The sequence below is a fragment of the Pseudoalteromonas sp. S2755 genome (assembly GCF_005886535.1).
In the GTDB taxonomy this organism is placed as follows: domain Bacteria; phylum Pseudomonadota; class Gammaproteobacteria; order Enterobacterales; family Alteromonadaceae; genus Pseudoalteromonas.
In genome coordinates, this window is record NZ_PNDS01000120.1 from 1 (window position 1) to 22,709 (window position 22,709).

General features: G+C 42.8%; 17 protein-coding genes, 1 tRNA gene and 1 pseudogene. 12 read left to right on the top strand and 7 right to left on the bottom strand.

Going from position 1 to position 22,709, the window contains the following annotated elements:
- Positions 1-202 precede the first annotated feature (202 nt).
- Positions 203-616 carry a diacylglycerol kinase gene (locus tag CWC03_RS17895; protein WP_138583040.1) on the bottom strand — a complete coding sequence of 138 codons (414 nt, stop codon included), beginning with the start codon at positions 614-616 and terminating at the stop codon, positions 203-205.
- A gap of 239 nt (positions 617-855) precedes the next feature.
- On the opposite strand from CWC03_RS17895, the gene cysE reads away from it, so the two are divergent.
- Complete coding sequence (gene cysE / locus CWC03_RS17900) at positions 856-1,677, top strand: serine O-acetyltransferase (RefSeq protein WP_095729844.1); 822 nt, start codon at positions 856-858, stop codon at positions 1,675-1,677.
- 49 nt (positions 1,678-1,726) lie between these two features.
- On the opposite strand, the gene xseA is transcribed toward cysE, so the two are convergent.
- The gene (xseA, locus tag CWC03_RS17905) at positions 1,727-3,064 is read right to left on the bottom strand and encodes an exodeoxyribonuclease VII large subunit (RefSeq protein WP_138583041.1); all 1,338 of its coding nucleotides are present in this window, start codon (positions 3,062-3,064) and stop codon (positions 1,727-1,729) included.
- 131 nt (positions 3,065-3,195) lie between these two features.
- On the opposite strand from xseA, the gene guaB reads away from it, so the two are divergent.
- The 8 genes and pseudogenes from guaB (at position 3,196) to rimI (ending at position 9,301) form a co-directional block, all read left to right on the top strand.
- Positions 3,196-4,665: an IMP dehydrogenase gene (gene guaB / locus CWC03_RS17910; protein WP_138583042.1), complete on the top strand. Its 1,470-nt coding sequence runs from the start codon at positions 3,196-3,198 to the stop codon at positions 4,663-4,665.
- A 105-nt stretch (positions 4,666-4,770) separates the two neighbouring features.
- Positions 4,771-6,345 carry a glutamine-hydrolyzing GMP synthase gene (gene guaA, locus CWC03_RS17915; RefSeq protein WP_138583043.1) on the top strand — a complete coding sequence of 525 codons (1,575 nt, stop codon included), beginning with the start codon at positions 4,771-4,773 and terminating at the stop codon, positions 6,343-6,345.
- Positions 6,346-6,742: 397 nt separating this feature from the next.
- Positions 6,743-7,084: a hypothetical protein gene (locus CWC03_RS17920; RefSeq protein ID WP_138583044.1), complete on the top strand. Its 342-nt coding sequence runs from the start codon at positions 6,743-6,745 to the stop codon at positions 7,082-7,084.
- On the top strand, positions 7,065-7,814 hold the full coding sequence (locus tag CWC03_RS17925; protein ID WP_138583045.1) for a HEPN domain-containing protein: 750 nt from the start codon (positions 7,065-7,067) through the stop codon (positions 7,812-7,814). Before CWC03_RS17920 ends, CWC03_RS17925 begins: the two co-directional genes overlap by 20 nt.
- A 131-nt stretch (positions 7,815-7,945) precedes the next feature.
- Positions 7,946-8,269, top strand: a pseudogene (locus tag CWC03_RS17930) (transposase); the annotation flags it as partial.
- A gap of 158 nt (positions 8,270-8,427) precedes the next feature.
- Positions 8,428-8,504, top strand: a tRNA-Trp gene (locus CWC03_RS17935).
- Positions 8,505-8,568: 64 nt separating this feature from the next.
- Positions 8,569-8,865 (top strand): hypothetical protein, encoded by a 297-nt coding sequence (locus CWC03_RS17940; protein ID WP_138583046.1) that lies wholly within the window; start codon positions 8,569-8,571, stop codon positions 8,863-8,865.
- Positions 8,855-9,301 carry a ribosomal protein S18-alanine N-acetyltransferase gene (rimI, locus tag CWC03_RS17945; protein ID WP_130163464.1) on the top strand — a complete coding sequence of 149 codons (447 nt, stop codon included), beginning with the start codon at positions 8,855-8,857 and terminating at the stop codon, positions 9,299-9,301. The genes CWC03_RS17940 and rimI overlap by 11 nt, the downstream gene beginning before the upstream one ends.
- Here rimI and CWC03_RS17950 read toward each other — a convergent pair.
- The 3 genes from CWC03_RS17950 to CWC03_RS17960 all read right to left on the bottom strand — a co-directional run bounded on the left by CWC03_RS17950 (position 9,293) and on the right by CWC03_RS17960 (position 16,649).
- A complete protein-coding gene (locus CWC03_RS17950; protein ID WP_138583047.1) occupies positions 9,293-11,974 on the bottom strand; it encodes an ATP-binding protein in 2,682 nt (893 codons plus the stop codon). The two genes, rimI and CWC03_RS17950, sit on opposite strands and share 9 nt — an antisense overlap.
- Before the next feature lie 185 nt (positions 11,975-12,159).
- Entirely contained in the window at positions 12,160-15,084 is a 2,925-nt protein-coding gene (locus CWC03_RS17955; protein WP_138583048.1) for a TonB-dependent receptor domain-containing protein, read from the bottom strand.
- 464 nt (positions 15,085-15,548) lie between these two features.
- Entirely contained in the window at positions 15,549-16,649 is a 1,101-nt protein-coding gene (locus CWC03_RS17960) for a tRNA nucleotidyltransferase/poly(A) polymerase-related protein (RefSeq protein ID WP_138583049.1), read from the bottom strand.
- Positions 16,650-16,739: 90 nt separating this feature from the next.
- Between CWC03_RS17960 and CWC03_RS17965 the strand changes: the two genes are divergently transcribed.
- Together CWC03_RS17965 and CWC03_RS17970 are read left to right on the top strand one after the other, a co-directional pair.
- The gene (locus CWC03_RS17965) at positions 16,740-17,654 is read left to right on the top strand and encodes an ExeA family protein (protein WP_138583050.1); all 915 of its coding nucleotides are present in this window, start codon (positions 16,740-16,742) and stop codon (positions 17,652-17,654) included.
- 8 nt (positions 17,655-17,662) lie between these two features.
- A complete protein-coding gene (locus CWC03_RS17970) occupies positions 17,663-18,658 on the top strand; it encodes a general secretion pathway protein GspB (RefSeq protein ID WP_138583051.1) in 996 nt (331 codons plus the stop codon).
- Positions 18,659-18,660: 2 nt separating this feature from the next.
- Here the strand turns inward: CWC03_RS17970 and CWC03_RS17975 are convergent, their stop codons facing one another.
- Positions 18,661-19,872, bottom strand: a complete 1,212-nt coding sequence (locus CWC03_RS17975) for a cyclic di-GMP phosphodiesterase (protein WP_138583052.1) — start codon at positions 19,870-19,872, stop codon at positions 18,661-18,663.
- Positions 19,873-20,000: 128 nt separating this feature from the next.
- Here CWC03_RS17975 and CWC03_RS17980 point away from each other — a divergent pair, with 128 nt between their 5' ends.
- The gene (locus CWC03_RS17980) at positions 20,001-21,314 is read left to right on the top strand and encodes a M20 metallopeptidase family protein (protein ID WP_138583053.1); all 1,314 of its coding nucleotides are present in this window, start codon (positions 20,001-20,003) and stop codon (positions 21,312-21,314) included.
- Positions 21,315-21,365: 51 nt separating this feature from the next.
- On the opposite strand, the gene CWC03_RS17985 is transcribed toward CWC03_RS17980, so the two are convergent.
- Positions 21,366-22,706, bottom strand: a complete 1,341-nt coding sequence (locus tag CWC03_RS17985; RefSeq protein ID WP_138583054.1) for a peptidoglycan DD-metalloendopeptidase family protein — start codon at positions 22,704-22,706, stop codon at positions 21,366-21,368.
- Between the last annotated feature and the right edge of the window lie 3 nt (positions 22,707-22,709).

A 22,709-nucleotide genomic window follows, 5' to 3' on the forward strand; every position in this document is an offset into this window, starting at 1 on the left:
AAATTTGAAGGGTGAAATAGCATATTAGCTTCGTTAAAAATTTCTCATTTAGAACAACTAAATAGCAAAATTTTTGCCTTGCTACTAAAGCTATTTCCCCGCTTCAAGATAGATCATTTACTTAATACAACTGGTATTAATAAAAATGGCGGCTAAAAATTTAGCCGCCATTTTTGTCTTAAACCTATGCTTAATCTTAGCTTTAGCCTACACCTAGGGTGTTGAACCACTCCACTGCGGCAGCTATCCAAATTAACGAGCTAATTAATAATGTCAGTGTAACGGCCGCTGATGCCATATCTTTTGCACGACCAGATAGCAAGTGGTGCTCGGTACTTACTCGATCTGTCAGCGCTTCGATTGCTGAGTTGATAAGTTCTATAACTAATATCAACAGTACGCTACCAACCAATAAGGCCCATTGAGCAATACTTTGTGCCAATATGATTGATAAAGGAAGACTTGCCACCAGTAACCACGTTTCTTGTCTAAATGCCGACTCTTCTTTATATGCTGCTTTCATTCCTTTCGCTGAGCAATGTGTTGCTTTGATTATTCGCGCAAGCCCTGTGCCATTTGGTTTGTTGGTATCCGTTGTCTTGATCTTTATCGACATATTCGCGATCCTGCGTTGGTAGTGTTCAATGGGGCGTTATTATACGAAGATCTGTTCGGTTCGACAGTGCTAAATTGTAAGAATATTTGGTCCAACGGAAGGTATTTAAAACTGTATTAACATGTGTTGGTTATTAGATATAACCAAGAGTTTGAAGCCTGATTTTTTATAATGCATGACACTCAATGACTCTAAGCGTTACACTATGAGAAGTATTAGTATTATCGGAAGTTCGTCACATGAGACATGAGATTTGGAATAAGTTACGCGAAGAAGCCAATGAATTGGTCGCTCGCGAACCATTGCTTGCTAGTCACGTTTACTCGAGTATTTTAAATCACGAGTGTCTTGGTTCTGCATTAAGCTTTATCGTTGCAAACAAGTTGGCGGATGCCGTGGTGTCAGCATTTACAATTCGTGAGTTGTTCGATCAGGCCTTTGTGCATTGCGATACCATGCTGACTCATGTTGCACATGATATAAAAGCCGTTAAAGATCGCGACCCAGCTGCCGATAGTTATCTCAACGTAATCTTAAATCTGAAAGGTTTTCATGCAATCCAAGCACATAGATTGGCATACTGCCTCTGGCGTCAAGACAGAAAGGAGTTGGCTCGCTTTATACAGAGTAGAACCTCTGAAGTATTTGGTGTTGACATCCATCCTGCTTGTAAAGTCGGTCATGGTATTATGTTTGACCATGCGACTGGTATAGTTATTGGTGAAACCGCAGTTATTGAAGACAATGTTTCTATCCTACAATCAGTCACACTGGGTGGTACGGGTAACGAGCAGGGTGACCGTCACCCGAAAATTCGTGCCGGCGTATTGATTGGTGCGGGTGCCAAAGTACTTGGCAACATTGAAGTAGGAGAGGGCGCTCGAATTGGAGCCGGTTCCGTTGTGCTTAGCCCTGTTGCACCGCATACCACTGTGGTGGGCGTTCCAGCTAAGGTGGTTGGTAAGCCGTCGTGCCCATGTCCTGCAGAGAGTATGAACCAAAACTTCTTAGAAGACGATGATAGGCTCGAAAATGAGTCTATCACTTCGGCGATGCTGTAAGGTTATTAGATTAAAAATGGGGAAATCACTTCCCCATTTTTATATCCTCTTATTGGGTTGCTTTTACCGTAGACACCACCTCACCATCAGCAAGTTGTGTGATTATCGGCTTTTCTGGGTCGACATCCGCCACAGACTTAATCACTTTATCTTCCTGCTTGGCAATACTATAACCCCGAGCTAATACCGCCAGTGGGCTGACGCTGTCTAGTTTTGCGCTTGATACCGCGAGTTGATGTCTTTGTGTGTTAAGCTTTTGCTCCATTGCATACTGCAACTTATCACCGAGTTGTGCGACCAATTGCTTGAATTGAGCGATCCTTTGCTCTGGATGTAATCGGTCAAATCTATGCTGCAGTAGATGAAATTGCGATTGCTTTTGACGTAAGTGATGGGCTTGAGCACGAATTAATCGCTGTTCTAATTCATCAACTCGCTGTGTTTGCTGCATTAGTTGATTTTTAGGATGTTGTAGCTGCAGTCGAGCTTCAAAGTTTGCCAAACGCTGTGATGCACCTTCAAGGCGACGTTTAAAAGCTTGATTGAGATATTGTAGTAACTGTGAAGTACGCTGTTTTAGCGCTTCTGAATCTGGGCTCACTAATTCGGCGGCCGCCGATGGGGTTGGCGCTCTGATATCTGCGACATAGTCGGAAATGGTAGTATCTATTTCATGGCCTACTGCGCTTATCACCGGAATTGAGCTGGCAAAAATGGCCCTTGCGACTGGCTCCTCGTTAAAGCTCCATAAATCTTCTAATGAGCCGCCACCTCTACCAACGATCAATACGTCTACCTCGCGCCTAGCATTCGCCTGAGCGATTTGTTTGCAAATCTGCTGCTTGGCTTCATCGCCTTGCACTAGGGCTGGGTAAATAACGACTTGTAACTGTGGGGCGCGACGTTTGAGTACAGTCAAAATATCCTTGATGGCAGCGCCTGTCGCTGAGGTGACGACCCCCACGCGATTAATGACACTTGGCAAAGGCTTTTTGTGACTAGCCGAAAACAGGCCTTCTGCGGCTAGCTGCATTTTAAGGGCGTCAAACTGTTGCTTGAGCAAACCTTCACCGGCAGGGGCCATTTGTTCGACTATCAATTGATAGTCGCCTCGAGGCTCATACACTGACACTCTAGCTTGTACCATTACCTGCTGACCGTTGGCTGGGCGATGGTTACAATAACGATTATTACCTCGCCACATGGCCGCTTTTATCTGTGCTTTGTCATCTTTTAGAGAAAAATACCAATGCCCTGAGGCCGGAGCAACAAAGTTTGAAATTTCTCCGGTGAGTTGTACAGAGGCAAAACCTTGTTCTAAGAGCGCGCGTATTTCTCTGTTAAGTCTTGATACAGAATAGGTTTTATTATTACTGGGGTATCCCATGTTGGCCTCCACAAAAAATTCACAGTCACTTTATCACATTTTTTGCTAAATTTTATTTACTCCCATAAGGAACGCTGATAAAATTCGCACGCAATTCCTTATACTCAGTTCACTTGAGAGAAGCCGCGAACATGCTAAGAATTGCAAAAGAAGCCCTTACCTTTGACGACGTACTTTTAGTACCAGCTCATTCAACTGTTCTTCCTCACACCGCAAACCTGAAAACGCGTTTGACACGTGGGATTGAATTAAACTTACCGCTTGTTTCCGCTTCAATGGATACAGTGACAGAAGCGCGCCTAGCGATCGCTCTGGCACAAGAAGGTGGTATTGGTTTTATCCACAAAAACATGACTATCGAAGAGCAAGCTCGCAACGTACGTAAAGTTAAGACGTATGAAGCGGGTATTATCTCTTTCCCTGTGACGGTTACTTCTGATCTTACCATTGCAGAAGCAATGGAGCTTGCACAGGACAAAGGGTTCTCAGGTTTCCCGGTGGTTGGTGCAAACAACCAACTTGAAGGGATCGTGACTAGCCGTGATATGCGTTTTGAAACTAAGCTAGAAAAAGCGGTTTCAACGGTCATGACCAAGAAAGATGACTTAGTGACAGTAAAAGAAGGGGCATCTCGTGAAGAGATCCTTGGCCTAATGCACGAACATCGTATCGAAAAGATCCTTGTGGTTGATGACGCATTTGCACTAAAAGGCATGATCACCGTTAAGGATTACCAAAAAGCGCAAGATAAACCAAATGCATGTAAAGATGAGCAAGGCCGTCTTCGTGTTGGTGCTGCTGTTGGTGTTGGTGCTGGCACTGATGAGCGTATTGCTGCTTTGGTTGAAGCGGGTGTTGATGTACTACTAATCGATACTTCTCACGGCCATTCTCAAGGTGTTATTGACCGCGTTAAAGCCACGCGCGAAACTTATCCAGAACTACAAATCGTTGCAGGTAACGTAGCAACAGCTGAAGGCGCAATTGCATTGGCTGATGCTGGTGCAGACGCCGTTAAAGTGGGTATTGGCCCAGGCTCTATCTGTACTACTCGTATCGTTACAGGTTGTGGTGTACCACAAATTACTGCGATTTCAGACGCAGTAGAAGGCCTAAAAGGTCGTGATATTCCAGTGATTGCCGACGGCGGTATCCGTTTCTCTGGTGATATCGTAAAAGCGCTGGTTGCTGGTGCTGCATGTGTAATGGTGGGTTCAATGCTGGCGGGTACTGAAGAGTCTCCTGGTGAAGTTGAACTATACCAAGGCCGTTACTACAAGTCTTACCGTGGTATGGGTTCTCTTGGTGCGATGAACCAAAAAGAAGGTTCATCTGACCGTTACTTCCAGAAGAGTGATTCTGCTGACAAACTAGTACCTGAAGGTATCGAAGGTCGCGTAGCATACAAAGGACCAATCGCAACGATTATCCATCAGCAAATCGGTGGTATTCGCAGTGCAATGGGCCTAACAGGTTGTGCAACCATCACTGAATTAAATACTAAGCCGCAGTTTGTACGTGTGACTTCTGCGGGTATGGGTGAGTCTCACGTACATGACGTGCAGATCACCAAAGAGGCGCCTAACTACCGTATGGGTTAAGCCTCAAGGCGTGTTTCTGGGCTAGCAAGTTGCTAGCCCTTATTACTTTTGATAGAGACGCAATGCGGCTTTATCCTGTTTAGTTCCTAACTAACGAGATTATCAATGAGCAAAGATATCCACGATTCCCGAATTTTGATCTTAGACTTTGGTTCGCAATACACTCAGCTAATTGCACGTCGTGTACGTGAAATTGGTGTTTATTGTGAGCTTTGGGCTTGGGATGTGACAGAAGAGCAAATCCGTGAGTTCAATCCTCAAGGTATCATTCTATCAGGTGGCCCAGAGTCAACAACGCTTGAAGGTAGCCCAAAAGCACCAGATTACGTATTCGAAGCCGGTGTGCCTGTACTGGGTATCTGTTATGGTATGCAGACGATGGCAATGCAGCTTGGTGGTCAGGTACATAGCTCAGATAAAAAAGAATTCGGCTACGCAAAAGTAGAGAAAGTAGGTGACTGTAAGCTATTTGAAGCGATTGAAGATCACATCGAAGATGGTGCAGGTTACCTAGACGTATGGATGAGCCATGGCGATAAAGTTGCTAAAATTCCAGACACGTTCAAAACTTCAGCGAGAACGGATACTTGCCCTCATGCGGCAATGTCTTGGGAAGAAAAGCGTTTCTACGGTGTACAGTTCCACCCAGAAGTAACGCATACTCAGCAAGGTTTGCGATTACTAGAGCGTTTTGCAATTGATATCTGTAGTTGTGAAAAACTATGGACGCCTGAGCAAATCATTGAAGATGCAATTGAGCGTATCAAAGAGAAAGTAGGGGATGACGAGGTTATCCTTGGATTATCTGGTGGTGTTGATTCATCAGTGGTTGCAATGCTTATTCACCGTGCGATTGGCGACAAGCTAACCTGTGTATTTGTTGATAATGGCCTACTACGCTTGAATGAAGGCCAGCAAGTAATGGATATGTTCGGTGATAAGTTTGGTCTGAACATCATCAAGGTAGAAGCTGAAGATCGTTTCCTTAACGCGCTTAACGGCTTAAATGATCCTGAAGACAAACGTAAAGCAATTGGTCACACCTTTATTGAAGTATTCGATGAGCAAGCCAGCCAGCGCGTAAACGCGAAATGGTTAGCGCAGGGTACAATTTACCCTGATGTTATCGAATCGGCAGCATCTAAAACAGGTAAAGCGCATGTGATCAAGTCTCACCACAATGTGGGTGGATTACCTGAAGATATGGAGCTTGGTCTGGTTGAGCCACTGCGTGAACTATTTAAAGATGAAGTTCGCAAGATTGGTCTAGAGCTTGGCCTACCGTATGACATGCTTTATCGTCACCCGTTCCCAGGTCCAGGTCTTGGTGTTCGTGTACTTGGCGAAATCAAGAAAGAATACTGTGACTTACTGCGCCGTGCTGACGCTATCTTCATTGAAGAACTACATAAAGCGGATCTATACCACAAAGTATCTCAAGCATTTGCTGTGTTCCTACCAGTACGCTCTGTTGGCGTGATGGGTGATGCACGCAAATACGATTGGGTGATCTCACTACGTTGTGTTGAAACTATCGACTTTATGACGGCACGTTGGTCACATTTACCATACGAGCTACTAGGTCACGTTTCAAATCGTATCATCAATGAAATCGATGGTATTTCTCGCGTGGTTTACGATGTATCAGGTAAGCCGCCAGCGACAATCGAGTGGGAATAGACTTGGTTGTAAAAACCTAACCTAGTTTTCGTTAGATTAATAAAAGGCCAGTCAGTATTTCTGACTGGCTTTTTTATGAATTTTTACTTTTTTAAAAAGCCTTGCTGAGGGTATTTGATGTCTTCGCAGTGATGTTTATTGTGATGCTGACCTGCTATTTTTTGGTCTGCTATTTTTTGGGCTGTGACTGCACAGCACCGCATTTCACATATATCAAACCGATTATGGTGAATCTGTAACTTGTTTCTGGGCAGAAATGAGTTTGGACGAATGCGTGCTTTGTGTCGTTCGGATTAGCTCTCTATGCGTTAACCAACTCACGAAAGTAGACGCTTACTATGCTAGATTAAAGAAGCTTAACAGGATAAGTATACGGTTTACACAAATGGAACAAACAATGAACTCTTTAAAGCCAGATCCTACGGTTCATAAAGCTTTAATTTCAACAACGAGCAGAATGGTTGGAGAATATGAAAATGATTATGTATATATTGGTCATGCATGGCCTCAACTAAACAGCTCTTCAACTTCAAGGTTTGAAGAAAGCCCAGCATCTAGAAATGCGTATGTAGCGGCTTTTAGAACAGAAGCATACGATAAAAAGGCTGGGATTGTGATACCAACTTATGGTTATGTGGGCGACTTACTTTGTTCTCATTTATCCGTTCTTTTTGGGAAAAGGTTTGATTTTCATGGTTTAACAGAAAGTAGTGGAATGTATGCAACCCCCCGAACTTAACCAATACAACACTTTATGTAATCACCGATTGCCGATTAACTCACATAAAGTAAGAAAGTCATTCTGCATTCCATTAAACATTACTCATTTCAATTTGATTGAGCGATTGTTTTCGGATGAAAGCATAGACAAAAAGTTTCATTCAACTTTTCAATCAGGCTGTAAGTTTTACTACCAAGCTCTTCAAGCCTTTGAAAAAGATCCTGAAACCGCGTATTTAAATCTTATAACAGTAGGAGAGTTACTTAGTGGTTACTATCAATACGAAAAGGAAGATTTGATTGATGAAAAAATGCAAGAAACATTAACTCAAATAAGAAACGGGTTAGAAAACGGAGATAAATTAGCAAACCAAGTGCTTAGTAGAATGCTTTCAATAAAGCGAAAGTTTGTAAAAACTATTTATCGACTAATTAATGATGATTTTTATATTTCGTCTGAAAGTGAGCGAGACTTTAGCATTTTTACTAAAGAAAACTTCGAATCAAGCATTGCGGCAGCTTATGACTTAAGAAGTAAATATGTCCATACAGGGGTTTCATTTGGACGATGGATTGAAGCTAGAGCAGACCTAAGTGATTTACAATTTGGAAAACCCGTCGAGGAAGACAAGGAGTATGCAAAAATACTTGCTAAAGCTCCTACATTAGTAGGGCTTGAAAGGACAATGCGTTATTGCCTCTTAAGTTTTCTTAGCGAAATAGAAATCGAAATACCGCATGAGTTGTAATAACATTATATATTGAAGCAACTTATTTTATCGGCTGAAGACAAATCGCTGACACCCACTACTAATTTGTACCTTCCTAAGATACCACCTAAGCTTTAACTCTGCACTCAAAGGATTGAGGAGGCCTAACAATGGCTACTGCCCGTAAAAACAACTCAGTTTAACCGACACCAAATACTACCACTGTATCTCCCGTTGCGTAAGGCGCGCGTTTCTGTGCGGTGAAGATAAATTTACCGGAAAATCTTACGAACACCGCCGTGATTGGGTTGGAGAAAAGCTCCTGATGTTGGGCTCCGTGTTTTGTATTGATATCTGTGCTTATGCCGTGATGAGTAATCATACTCACTGTTGATGATAAAAAAGCTAAGCGTCTGTCGGATAAAGCAGTTGTGATACGGTGGCATAAGCTGTTTAAAGGTAATTGGATAACACGTAAGCTTACCGAGGGTGAGTGGGAATAATGGCTCTAAAATGAGTTAGCACCCAGCTTAAGAAAAGGGCGAATATGATAAATATTCGCCATTTTGCTTGTTTTAGAAGCAGTTGAATCAAAAAAGTGATTTTTTCACTTTACCTTTCAAAAAAGCGCTTTATAATGCGTCGACATTGCAGGGGCGTAGTTCCAATTGGTAGAACAGCGGTCTCCAAAACCGATGGTTGCGGGTTCGAGTCCTGCCGCCCCTGCCACTTCTTATTTTGCACTTCGCATTTTTTCAAAGTAAACTCCCTTAAAAAAGTAAACTGCTTAGCCATGAATCCGATTTACGCAGATATTCTTGATATTGTACCGCTAAAGCTAAATTCTACATTTGCACATCTTGACCCTAACGCTGTTGTTGCTACTGATGTGAATGAGCTTCAGCAAGTCGTTTTACCAGCTGTTTTGTTGCAGGACTTGGAATTGGTCATGGGTAGAAAAATTGAGGTTGTCATGGGCAACACGATTGCACTTGAGAATAACCAGTTAAGTTTGCCGAGTGCACAACTAAGTACGGCTCAAAAGCGTGAGTTGTGGCAATTAATCTGGAGTCAGCAAGATGCAAGTTAAGCAAGGTGGTTTACTGCAGTTTCCACTTAATGAGATTATGCAAGTAGAGCAAGCTTGTCATGCTTTTCCTTGGAGTGAGAAAACCATGCAGTCTTGCCTTCACGGTCGTTACTTTAATACGGCTATTGTCGATGGTAATACGCTGGTGGGCTTTTACGTTGCTGAGCGTGCGGGCCCAGACTTAACCTTGATGGATATTTGTATTCGTCCTAATTACCAAGGGAAGGGCTACGCGAAGCCATTAATGGAAGATTTGTTAGCGCAAGCGGAGAGCTTGCAAGCAGAAAATATCTTCCTTGAAGTTAGAGCGTCAAACACTGCAGCAATCGCGTTATATCATCGTTATGGTTTTGTCGAAATGGGCTTGAGAAAAAACTACTACCCAAGCACTCATGGCCATGAAGATGCAATGCTCATGGCTTTACCATTAGCCTAAGTGACTATTATCCGTTGGCTGGTCTATTGATAGGGTATAGCGCATAGCCTCAGTGAGCTTAAGCAAATAGTAATGGCGGTTACTGTTTTGTGTTTTTTGCAAACTGGTTTCTAGTTCCCCTGCGGCTTCATGAATATTCATAAAACCAAAGCAACCCGCGCTGCCTTTGATACTATGTGCCAGTGCCCTTAAAGATTCCCATTCTTGTTTATCGTAAAGCTTTTGCAGCTCAACTAGCTGTGACGGTAGCTTTTCGACATAATTACGACTTATTTGTAAGAACTTTTCGGTTTGTAACAAGGCATCCCATGAAGAGGACTTGCCATTTTTAAGTTCAAGATACTCTAGTAGCAATTTACCTAGCAATTCTTTATCGATCGGCTTGCCTAGAGTGGCATCACACCCTGCTTTAATATGGTTGTCTATGTCGTGTTTCATTACGTTGGCGGTAAGCGCGATGATTGGCCCATCATAGGCCGCATGTCTGAGCATTTGCGTTGCTTCTTCACCACCCATGACTGGCATTTGCATATCCATCAAGATCAGTTGATAGTCTTCAACCAGCGCCATCTCAACCGCTTCAGCACCGTTATTAGCAATATCAGGAACTATACCCCAATTAGACAGTAGTAGGGTAATAAGCTCTTGGTTATCGGGATTGTCTTCCGCAACAAGCACTTTGGCATCAAGCTCTTTTACTGCCGCAATATGGATTTTACTGTTATCCGGCTGCCTTCGTCGCTCAAGTGCGTTTAGCCAAGAGTAAGAGCGCTCTTTGAAATTACCGGAGACCTCAACAGAAAATAAGCTTCCTGTGCCTTGCTGGCTTTGAACATGTACGTCACCGCCAAGCAGTTGTGCTAAATTTTTTGAAATACAAAGGCCAAGTCCTGTGCCACCGAAGCGTCGAGTTGTTGTTGTGTCAGCTTGTTCAAAAGGCTTAAATGCGCGTTCTAGTTCGTTTTGAGACATGCCAATTCCGGTGTCTTTGATACTAAAGATAAACTTTTCGGACTCTGGCTTAAACTCCACCTTTAAATGAACGCCACCGTACTCAGTAAATTTCACCGCATTTGTTGCGATGTTAAGCAAGATTTGTTTTAAGCGAGTAATGTCGGTGTAAAGCTTGTCAGGCAGCGGTAGAATAAATTCTGTGGAAAAGTTCAGTAGCTTTTCATTCGTCATTGGCTCAATGATGGATTCAATATCATTGATGAGTGGCATTACCAAGACTTCTGATTCCTCCACATCCAGTTTTTCAGCCTCAATTTTAGAGAGATCTAAGATATTATTGATAAGCTCTAAAAGGTGTTTAGAGTTTCTTAAAATTGTGTCTAGGTGCTGTTTTGAGGTTGGAGAATTAGGATGCTGTATAAGCTGCTCAGTAAACCCCATAATCGCGGTAAGCGGGGTACGTATCTCATGACTCATGTTAGCTAAAAAACGACTTTTAAGCTGGTTTGCCTGCTCGGCTTCTACAATAGCAACTTCTAGCTTGCTATTGGTTTCCTCTAATTCTTTCGTTCTGTCTTCAACTTTTTCTTCCAAGTGTTCTTTGTAATCCTCAAGCTCTCGCTGAAAAGTACGAATTTGGCCGATCATATGATTGAAATCTCGGAAAAGGATGCCAACTTCGTCACTGCTATGCTCTGGTAGCGCTACCATTAGATCACCGTCTCCGACTCTATGGCTCGCTTCTCCCAGCAATTCTATGGGGTTGAGCAATAGGTTGCGGACTACGATAAAAATTAAAATTGGCAATGTAACGACAGATAGAATAACGATCAATGCTGTGATCAGACTAATGGTTTTACCTGAGCGATAAAGTAGCGACTTAGGGATCGTTGAAATATAAAAGTAGCCACCGCTTAGTTGCGCGCTGTAGGTCATCCTTTCCACATTATCAATACTATGAATAACGGTAGAGTCTAATTGCCCAAGGTCAGCAATATAACCAATTTCCTCTACTTCACTGGCGCTTAAGTAATGACCGATAAGATTCGTATCTGAGCTGAATAATACTTCACCATCGATGCTCACTAATAGGTTTAGTGTATTATCGTACGGTGCTTCGAGAATACTGGTACTTAAAAGAGAAGGAGATACTTGTACGACGATATAACCTTGTTGTCTAGGTTGTTTGAGTTCGTAATCTACGCTGTAGATTTGCTGGACAAAATACAGCTGTGTACCTGCACTTGAGGCAACCATAAATTGATGTTGCCGCAAGTTGCTTTGCATGATTTGTTTGGCGAAAGGGTAGAGGTTTGGCGCTTCGCCTAAGTTACTGGAATAAAACGCTGAGCTTCTGCCATTGGGAGATAAAAGATTGATGCTGATAATATCAGGGTAGGCTTCACTGTAACTGGCAAAAACATCCATTAGTGCGCCTAAACGCTTGGTTTTTTCCATTCTTTCAAGGTTAGCGGAGTTAAGAAAGTCACTAAGTACTGGAGAGGTTGAGAGCAGTTTTGTTGTTGACTGGTAGATTTCAATATAATTGAACATCTTCTGCTGTTGTTGTTCAACGAAACGACTAACAATGAGCTTGGCTTGTTTTTGCGTTGAGCTAGTTACATTTGTGAGCGTAAATCCGCCAAGAAACAGCAAGGGTAATATCACAAGCGGGGTGATATACCAAAGGAGTCGAATACTTAACTTGCTTGTTTTCATGGATAACTAGCTGCCTTGCTACACGAAATCTTAATGACAAAAAAATTAACAGGAGTATTAAATCATAAGCCGGGAGAGGTGAATACTCAAGTTTGTCCAATTGCGTCGAAAATACGATAAAAGGTGGGGGACTAAATAAAAAAGCCTCCAACAAGGAGGCTTTCGGATTGTAACTTTACAGCAGATTAGAAGTTATACTTCATGCCTAATGATAGACGACGGCCTTTAACATCGAAGAATTCACCTTCATCGTATGTATAAGGTGTACGAGGCGGCTCTCTATCAAATACGTTATTTACACCAACACGTAATTGTAGATCTTCAACCAAATAAGTTTTATACATGAAGTCTACAGTAGTATAAGAAGAAACCTCATTGAAGTTGTTATCTTCAGGTGTCCACTCGTTATCTTCAACAGTGCTGTGGCGGTAGTTTACTGTTACAACGTATGCAGAATCATCATGCGTGTATAGCGCGCTGAAACGACCTTTCCAGCGTGGTGCGTCATCCGTTTCACCCATGTAGTTACGGAAGTCTTCCGCACGACCAGTTGAGTTTTGGTTATCTTCAATCAAATAAGTCGCAGTTAGTTTAAGTGCAAACTCACCGTTTAATGCGTCAAATTTGTATGCAGATTCAAAGTCCATGCCTTTTTTGGTGATTTGTGCTGCGTTAATTGGACGCGCATAGTAGTTCTCAATTTCACCAGTATCTTTGTTACGAACAAAGTTACCACAGAACGGGTTATCTAGAGAAGATGCTTCGTAGCATAGCTTAACACTGTCGCGACCAAAGTACTCAATTGCACCGTCGATTTCAAATGACCAATAATCAACAGTAAGATCCAAGCCTTCAACAAACTCTGGCGTGTAAATTACACCGATAGTGTAGTCATTAGATACTTCGTTTTTCAGCTCAGTATTACCTTGAATGTAACCTGGCAAACTACCACCAGATAACCATTCATCAGAAGGCATCCAACCAGCAGCTAGACCAGCAGCTTGACAGTTGTTAATGATATTATCTCTGTACTTGTAGTCACTGCTTAATTCTGCAATTGAATCTGCACGACAAATGTCTGCACGGCCTGAGCTGTAAGTTTTAGAGTTTGGAGTGAACAGGTCACCTAGGTTTGGCGCACGTACCGATTTAGAACGGTTTACACGTACACGTAGTTCGTCAGTCACGCCCCAGTTTAGTGCTAGTTTCCAAGCATCGTCACCACCTGTTACAGAGTAATCCATGTAACGGTATGCACCTTCAAAAGTAAGGTCAGTAGCTAGGAACTCATCCATCAGTAGCGGTACAGAAACCTCGGCTGAGAATTCTTTAACTTCGATTTCGCCATCCATAGGTAGGCTTGAGTTACCTTTAATAAGGCCCTGCTCCATGTTTTCAGATGGACGGATCTTAGCAACTTCACGACGGTGCTCAGCTGTAAACGCTGCACTTACGTAACCTGCAGGTAATTCAAATAATACACCATCAACCGTTGCACCAAATACAGCTTGGTCGTGTCTTGCAAAACGAGTTGCAGTTGTTGAAATGTAACCTAGTTGTTCCTGAGTTGCGCTTGTCGCACCCATTGGGTTGAATGGTACACAACCTTCACGAGCACCAGTCACATTGCCTTCAGCATCACGGGTAGCACACACAACTTGACCATTGATTAGTACTGAGTCAATCGCATTAGCTAGGTTGTTTTTGTAAACTTCACCAGTCCACAGCGTGTCTTGTTCGATGCGGCCGAATTGGAAGTATGTGCTGTAGCTCCAGTCATCGTTAATGATGCCTTCAGCACCAATTGATGAGCGGAACACTTCACGCTCTTGGTTATACTTACGGTCACCCCATAAGTTTTCATTTGCTTGATAAAGTGTTACAGAGCCTAGGCCTGCGTCATCCATCACTTTACCCATGGCATCATTTACAAATGCACTATCGCGACGGATTGTGTGTGAGAAGAATGCAGGGCTACTTTCAGTCGTTGCTTCCGTCTTAGAATAAGTCGCATCAAACGTTAGCGCATGTTCATCATTCAGCTCATATGTACCGTAAAGAGTACCGATCATTCGCTCAAGAGGTGTGCGGAAATAATCTTTATAACCGTGTCTGAAGATAGCATCACCAGGATTTGCTTCGTCGTAGGTGTAACGGCCAGCAGCACGCTTTGAAATAGCTGGGTTAGGATCATCTATTAGACCAAGACCGTAATCGAATGGACGCATTGTACCGTCTTCATCGAAAGTGAAGTGGTGGTTCTCAAACGCTTCACGTGTCTTTGTACCGGTCCAAGCAAAGAAGTCACCACGCTCTGAGTAATAGCCAAGCGCTGTTGGGTGATTAAACTCGATATCAGCAGGAATACCGTCACTACCACTTGTATTTTCAGGATTAGAGATAGATCTCATGCCGCGCTTGAAGAAGTCACGGTCTAGCTTCGCGTAGCTCTCATTTTTGGTGTAGTTTAAAGAGGTAATGAAAGATAGCTTTTCTAGTTCTTGACCACCTGTAATAGAGAAGAAATACTCCTCGCCACCGCTTTGCTCAGGCTTTACTGTAGACACATCAACTTCTACACCGTCGAATGACTTTTTAGTGATGATGTTTACAACACCAGCTACAGCGTCAGCACCGTATACTGCTGCTGCACCACCTGTTGCGATTTCTACGCGCTCAATGATAGAGGTAGGGATGTTGTTTAAATCTACTGCAGTATCACCAACAGAGCCTGGTACAAAACGACGACCATTAACTAGTACCAATGTACGCTCTGAACCTAAACCACGTAGGTCAGTCGTATTTAAGCCTGATGCATAGATATAGCTAGTTGTATTCTCTGGAGATAGGCCAACTGTTGCTTGAGGCATTTCAGCTAAAAGGTCATTTACGTTTGTAATGCCTTGGTTTTCAAGCTCCACACCACCGATAACGGTAACTGGAGTCGGCGAAGTTAGGTTTACACGTTTAATTCGAGAACCTGTAACTTGAATACGCTCTACTGATTTTGCTTCTGTTTGTTCGTTTGCAACAGCTACTGAACTACTCACGGCACCAGCCACTAAAGCAACTTGGATACCCGCGGTAACTAGATTTAACTTCTTCAACATTTTGACCCTTATTTACTTTGTTTATAACGACGGTCAACTCTTTCCATACATTTGAAAGAGGAGATATCGCAATATAGGTGCAGCGTTTTTACCATAAACAATTGTTAAATATAGCTTTTGATTGAATGTGTATAATGTTTATAAAAGGTGTAATATGTGATTTTACCGTTCCTGTTTTGATTTTTTCTTTATTAATCAGTGTGTTGTAAAGATATCTTGTGTCACCTTTTATTTACGGTTAGTAAGTGTTTACAAGCGCTGTTATTGTTTTGAGAACAATAAATTTAAATTTGATAGAAATGATATAAGTTTTAGCGGTAATTTTGAGCGTTTTTGTAGCTGTAATTGTAACTTTTATGTAGGTTCTGCTGTGCTAAAAATGAGCGTTTGATATTTTTGTATTCATTTTTGTGGGAACTTTTATAGATAGGCTGAAAATCAACCTATCTTTTCATGATAGATGGCTAGTTTTGTATAGCTTTTAGGCGTCTTAGTTTGAGCTGTTCTTGAATATCCTTTCCCTGATAGCCCTTTGCGATGATCTCTTGCACATCTATGTTGCGAGTTGCTATAAAGTTCTGTGTAAGTTTGTCACAAAGCGCGCGGAAATTATCACTTACCTTGCTACAAATATAACAAAAACGCGCCAATTTCTCAGGTCTGCGCCATGCATCAATATTTTGTAATATAATAAGCCAATCATTCGACGTTTTACTTTCCTTGCTCAATAAGTCGAGATTTGTGATGAGCTCTTTGCTGCTTTCTATGTAGCTATTAGGTACTTTGAATCGTTTTGCTTGCGCTAACTGAGTCAAGCTAGTATCCGAAAAGTAACAGGCAAGACTGAATTGTGCTAACCCATCTAACTCATCATTTTTTTCAAGTTTAGAGAGTGTATTTTGGAATTTGTCATAGGCTACTTCATCCCATGTTGGGATATATGGAGCGACATCATCAAGCGCACCAAGCCTCCAAACAGTATCTAGAAAGTGTCCTAAACCTTTATCTTGGATTGTCTTTTCTATTTCTAGCCAAATACGCTCTTTGGTTAAAGTTTTTAATTCACCGTTAGCAACCATGGTTTGCATAAGGTGCCAAGTTTCAGTCGCAATGGTGAAGTTGTATTCTTTATAACGAGCTGCAAACCGAGCTACTCGCAGCACCCGGAGTGGATCTTCACTAAACGCATTGCTCACATGGCGTAAAATTCTGCTTTCAAAATCTTTTTGACCGCCATACGGGTCGATAAGTGAACCATCATCATCTTTAGCAATTGCATTAACGGTAAGATCTCGGCGAAGTAAATCTTCTTCCAGTGTGATCTCAGGGCCGAAGTCACAAATAAATCCGGTATATCCTTGACCGCTTTTACGCTCTGTTCGAGCAAGAGCATGTTCGTCTTTGGTGATAGGATGTAAGAATACGGGAAAGTCGCTACCGACTTGCTGATAGCCAAGCTCGCTCATTTGCTCAGGTGTGCTGCCAACCACCACATAATCTCTTTCTTTTATTGGTCGTCCTAGCAGTTCGTCTCTAACTGCACCGCCGACGAGATAGATTTTCATTTTCTACGTTCCATTTTCTGCGATTCGAGGTTTTATCTTGAACCGGATTTTGCCATTATAGAGCGCATCATAACAATAAAGAGACAAGTCGTGTATTTACGCTATTTTGGGTTAACTGAAAAACCCTTCTCGATTGCGCCAAATCCTGAGTTTTTATTCCTTAGCGAACGTCACAAGGAAGCACTTGCACACTTAACCTATGGGTTGGGTGACGCGGGCGGTTTTGTGCTACTGACAGGTGAAGTGGGAACGGGAAAAACCACAGTAACGCGCAGCATGTTGGCTCAATTACCTGACTCAACGAAGGTTGCTTTTATACTTAATCCATCGCTATCGGAGCTTGAACTGCTTGCGACGATTTGTGATGAGTTGGAAATTGACTATGACAGCAACAACGCCACGTTAAAATCGCTTACCGATGTGATTAAGCATAGGTTATTAGAGAACCATCACAGCGGTGGTCATACTATGTTGATCATTGATGAAGCCCAACACTTAGCGCCAGAAGTGTTAGAACAACTGAGGTTGTTGACTAATCTGGAAACAGATCATAAAAAATTGCTTCAAATTGTATTGGTAGGTCAGCCAGAGCTACAGCATTTGTTACAGCGCAACGAGCTACGTCAATTGGCACAAAGGATCACGGCGCGTTATCACTTGTTACCACTTAGCGAATCACAAGTGTTTGCTTATATACAGCACCGATTGCAAAAAGCCGGTTGTCAGCAAGCTTTGTTTCATCATGATGCGGTAGCCTATGTACATCAAGTGACAGCAGGGATCCCAAGATTAATAAACTTGCTGGCCGACAGGTGTTTATTGGGGGCGTACTCGGCCTCACAAACTCAGGTAACAAAGGCAATTGCTGTTCAAGCTGCAAAGGAGGCGCTACCCACTAATTTAGTACCAGTAGCAAGACAAGAAAAGAGTCGTGTGCCACTATTGTTTACAGCTTGGCTTGGTGTGTTATTTGTTGCAGGCTTTGGCTTGGCAAAATTGGTGTAGAGGGAAACATGTCGTATTTAACAAGTGCAATGAAACAGTCGCAACAAGGCGTAGATGCTGAACAGGACTATTTGAGTCAACGCCAAGACGCCCAACTCGTTTTTTACAAAAGGCTCGTGACCTATGCCGGTGCGGGTCTCTTGTCTTTGTCTTCACTTGGGGCGGGGTACTACCTTGGTAAGATCACGACTCCAGAAAAAGCGCAGTTGCAACTGACTTCAGTAGTGGAGTCTAAAAATGAAAGCAAGGTAGCACTCTCAGCTACAAACACACCGGAACAACCCGTTGTGGAAAACCAGCAAGCGCAAAAAGCCCATATTGCCGGTCAAGAGGTAAGCGCACCTACTATTGATTCAGCGAAAAACGGCAATATTAGTCCTGACCTAAACCCAAATAAAAAAGCAGCTGAGCCTGAGCAGCACTTTCAGTGGGTATCTGTGCAAATTGGCGTTGATAATCAAGGTAAACCTTTATATCAACAACAATTGGTCCCTGTTGGATCTGTTAAGGCGGCTTCAGTCGTGCCAAATCCGGCTCAAAACACAGTGCAAACAACTCAAGTTATTCAAGATTCATCCCCAGGAGAAATTCAAACGGCAGGTGAGTATGCCGGTTATCGCGTATTTGGTGCTAAACCCAAACAGCAAGACGATGAACTTGCCGGGGTATCAGAAGAACTTAAAAAAGCTTTTGCCGAGGCGGTAAAAGAAACCGCACCGCATGAAGAGCCAGAGGTGCTTTCTACGACTAAGGATTCGGCTTCTGCTACGCCCATCGCGCTGCTGCCTGCTCAATTGCAAAATAGTATTCCAAGCTTACGTTATCAAGCGCATATTTATGCTACTGACTCCCATGAGCGGTGGATAAAAATAAACAATAGACCTTTATACGAGGGTGATAGTCTAGGGGCTTTGACCGTTGTAGAAATTACACCAGAACAAACACGTTTTGATTTCGACGGAATTGAATTCAGTCTCGAGGCTATGGAAGACTGGCTGCCTTAATATCAAGGCAGCATTGAGTGTTTAAAAAACCGGATGAGATCAAGCTTGAATTCTTCAGGCTTGATCGCTGACTCTAGCTCATCGCTTACTTTTTTCGTGCTTAAATCGATATCTTGAACTTCAATGTAATGCATGTGCTTAGCGTGATAAAACACTTTCACGATGGGCTTTAAAGGCGTTTTGGGGTTACTTTGGGCAATAACACCGACCTTACCACTAGTGAGTTTTACTAAGGTGCCCACAGGGTATACGCCAATGCAAGCAATAAACCGGCTTAGTAGTTGTTCGTCAAAATGGTGAGGGCAGCCTTCACGCATTAATTTAAAGGCTTTAATTGGTGTCATGCCCTCTTTATAGACGCGCTCGGCGGTCAATGCATCATAAACATCCACAATAGCGGCCATTCTGACATGCTGTGGTAGTTCGTCCGCGGTTTTGCCATAAGGATACCCTGTGCCATCTAGGCGCTCGTGGTGATAACCCGCTATTTCACAAGCAACTCGTCCTAGACCTGCATTGAGTAAAATATCAAAGCTATATTTTGCGTGTGATTTCATAATGCCGTATTCATCTAAGCTCAACTTTCCAGGCTTATGTAAAATATTGTCAGGAATTTCTATCTTACCGATATCATGGAGTAGTGCTCCTGTGGTCATCTCTTCAGTTAGTTCCCTTGAGTAACCAAGGTGCTTACAAAAGATGGCCATTAAGATAGAAACATTAATAGAGTGCTCCAATAAATAGGCGTCTTTTTCTCTGATCCGAGCAATGCAGGAAAGCGCATCTTGATTGCGAAATACGGAGTCAATAAAGCCACTTGCTGTTGCTTTAAAAGCTTCTATTTCTATCGTTTTACCCGCTTTAATATCCGCGAACGCTTTGCTTTGAATTGCTTTTGCTTCGTCGTAAAGTGTCACTGCGTGTTGCATTTCTGCGTCAACACTACACTTGGTTTGCCAAGGATCATGCTCTGGTTTATGCGGCTCTTCTATATTTTCATCATGAGGTGGTTCGTCATGAGGGTCGTGTTCTGAAAGGCGCTTACTAGGGTCGACCGTTACCTCTAACACACCACTCTTTTGTAGCTTTGTAATGCTTGTTTTTGTTCTCACCCAGCCCTTGGTTTTAATCGCAACTGAGCCTGTTTGTTTGGTCACACCGACAACAAACATACCTGGCTCTAACTCACTGATATTAATATTAATCTCTGGCATGGTGATTCCTTTAGTTGTGTCTTTAAGCGTAGCAAAACTTGGTAAAATAGAAAGGATTAAAATATAAATATGATTGATTTTCCCCCAATAAACCCGCATCCTGAAAGAAACAAAAAGGAGTCTATTTTATGCGCTTATCTTCCTTGACATTAGGTCTCATTGCCACTTTGTCTTGGCATGCAAATGCCAATTTTAAACAGCAAGTTGCAGAGTCTATGCCTGAACTTGAATCTTTGTACTTACACCTACATCAAAACCCTGAACTCTCTTATAAAGAAGAAAAAACAGCAGAGCGTTTGGCGGATGAAATGCGCAGACTTGGTTATGACGTGACTGAAAATGTGGGCGGATTTGGTGTTGTTGGCATGATGAAAAATGGTGATGGTCCAACGGTGATGATCCGAGCCGATATGGATGGTTTACCAATTATTGAAGAAACAGGAAAGCCATACGCGTCAAAAGTAAAGGTGAAAGATGATGCGGGGAATGAGGTTGGTGTGATGCATGGCTGTGGTCATGATATTCATATGACCAGCTTAATTGGTACAGCAAAGCAGCTAATGGCTAACAAGGAAAAGTGGCAAGGTACATTAATGCTTGTTGCTCAGCCTGCTGAAGAAGTGGGAGGTGGTGCAAAAGCGATGTTAAAGGAAGGGCTGTATACTCAGTTTGCTAAACCTGATCATGTGCTTGGTTTACATGTAAACGCAGCCGTACCTGCCGGTAAAGTGGCGATTGCACCAGGTTATGCATTGGCTAATGTTGACTCAGTAGACATTATCGTTAAGGGTAAAGGAGGACATGGAGCTTACCCACACACTACCATCGACCCAGTGGTACTAGCATCTCGGATTGTTTTGGGGCTGCAAACAATTACATCACGAGAGATCTCTCCGTTAGAACCGTCAGTGATCACGGTAGGCTCTATTCACGGTGGTTCTAAGCACAACATCATTTCAAATGCAGTCAAGCTACAACTGACGCTACGCTCTTATAATCCAGATGTGCGTGAGCAACAAATTGCGGCGATCAAACGCCTGACTGCAGGTATAGCACAAAGTGCAGGGTTGGAAGACAGTCTTGTACCTGAGGTTATTGTTCATGAAAGCGAAAGCATTCCATCTACGTATAATAATCCTGAGTTGGCTGAGTTTGTAACTAGCGCTATTAAGCAGGAAATTGGTGCAGAAAATGTTGAACAATCTCAGCCGGTGATGGCTGGTGAAGATTTCGGCTTATATGGCCGTACTGATGACAATGTGCCAATTACCATTTTTTGGCTAGGTGGTGTTAATCAAGCGGTATTCGATGCGGCGCAAAAAAGCGGTGAGCCTTTACCTTCATTACACTCTAGTAAATTTGCGCCGGATTATCCTATCGCCATCGCGACAGGAGTAAGAGCAATGACCACTAGCGCACTTGCTTTATTTAATCAAAAATAAACTTTATCTCTAGCATAGTAAAAAGGTAGCCGCGGCTACCTTTTTTAGTTTTTAGTCTTTGTTTGCTGCTGCAAGCATTAACTCTCTATTGCGCTCTAGTTTCACCAGCATCGCATCTGCAATGGGTTTGAACTTAGCCAGCTCAGACTGAGGTAATGGCTCAGACTTTGGCAGTTTTACCGTTTTAGGATTACGGTGTACACCGTTTACTAAAAACTCATAATGAAGATGAGGACCCGTCACACGGCCAGTTGCACCGACGGTACCAATTTTCTGCCCTTGCTTCACTTTTTGACCTGTTTTCACAGCACGTTTATTCAAGTGTAAGTACTTAGTCACATACTTGCTGCCGTGCTGAATAAACACATAGTTACCATTGAGTTTATTGTAACCAGACTTAAGTACCTTACCGTTACCAGAGGAAACCACCGGTGTGCCTATGCGTGCCGCATAGTCTATACCATTGTGAGACGATACTCGGCCAGTCACAGGGTGAAGACGACGCGGATTAAAGCTGGAGCTGATATATTTGAAGTTAACTGGTGCTCTTAAGAAGGCTTTTTTCATGCTACGGCCTTCAGGGGTATAGAACTCATCATCAGTATGACGAACCGCACTGTAGCGCTCGCCCTGATTGATAAACTCGGCTGCAATAATTTTACCATTGCCGATTTCTTCACCGTCTACATAGTGCTTTTCAAACACTAATGCGAAAGAGTCACCCTTGCGAATATCGTTTGCAAAGTCGACATCCCAACCAAAAATATCGGCGAAGTTCATTATTTGACGCTCGCTAAGGCCGGCTGAAATACCTGCGCTCCAGAAGCTGGAGCTGATCTCGCCACCTGCTGATTTCTCGCGAGTTTCGATTTCTTTACTTTCGATTTTAGTTTCGTAGCTACCCTCGTCGTTTAAGGTCACCAATAAGGTGTCCGTTTTTGACAAGATGTATTTTAATTGAGCTAATTCACCACCATCATTGCTAGCAAAGCTAAGCACTTCTCCCGGGTGGATTTTAGTCAGCTTGCGGGTTTCTGCGTTGGTATTGACCAGATTGTGTAACGTTTTGGCAGAATAACCTGCGCGTTTAAAAATCACGGCTAGGCTGTCGCCAGACTTCACTTCGTGGTCTTTAAATTCAAATACAGGTTGTTTAGGAGCAGACTCAGGCGTGATGACTGGCGCTGCATCTAATTCAGTAAGTTGCTCTGTTTTTTCTGATATTTTTACTGGCAACTCATAACGTTTCCCAACTTCTAAAGCTTTTCCGTCATTGTCTTTTGAAGCCGTTGCTTTTTCAGAGGGGATCAGGGCAATTCCGACCATCGCAGATAGGAAGCCGATGATGAGCACTTTGTGCTTTTTGGGGAGCTTATGAACCACATGAACCATAAT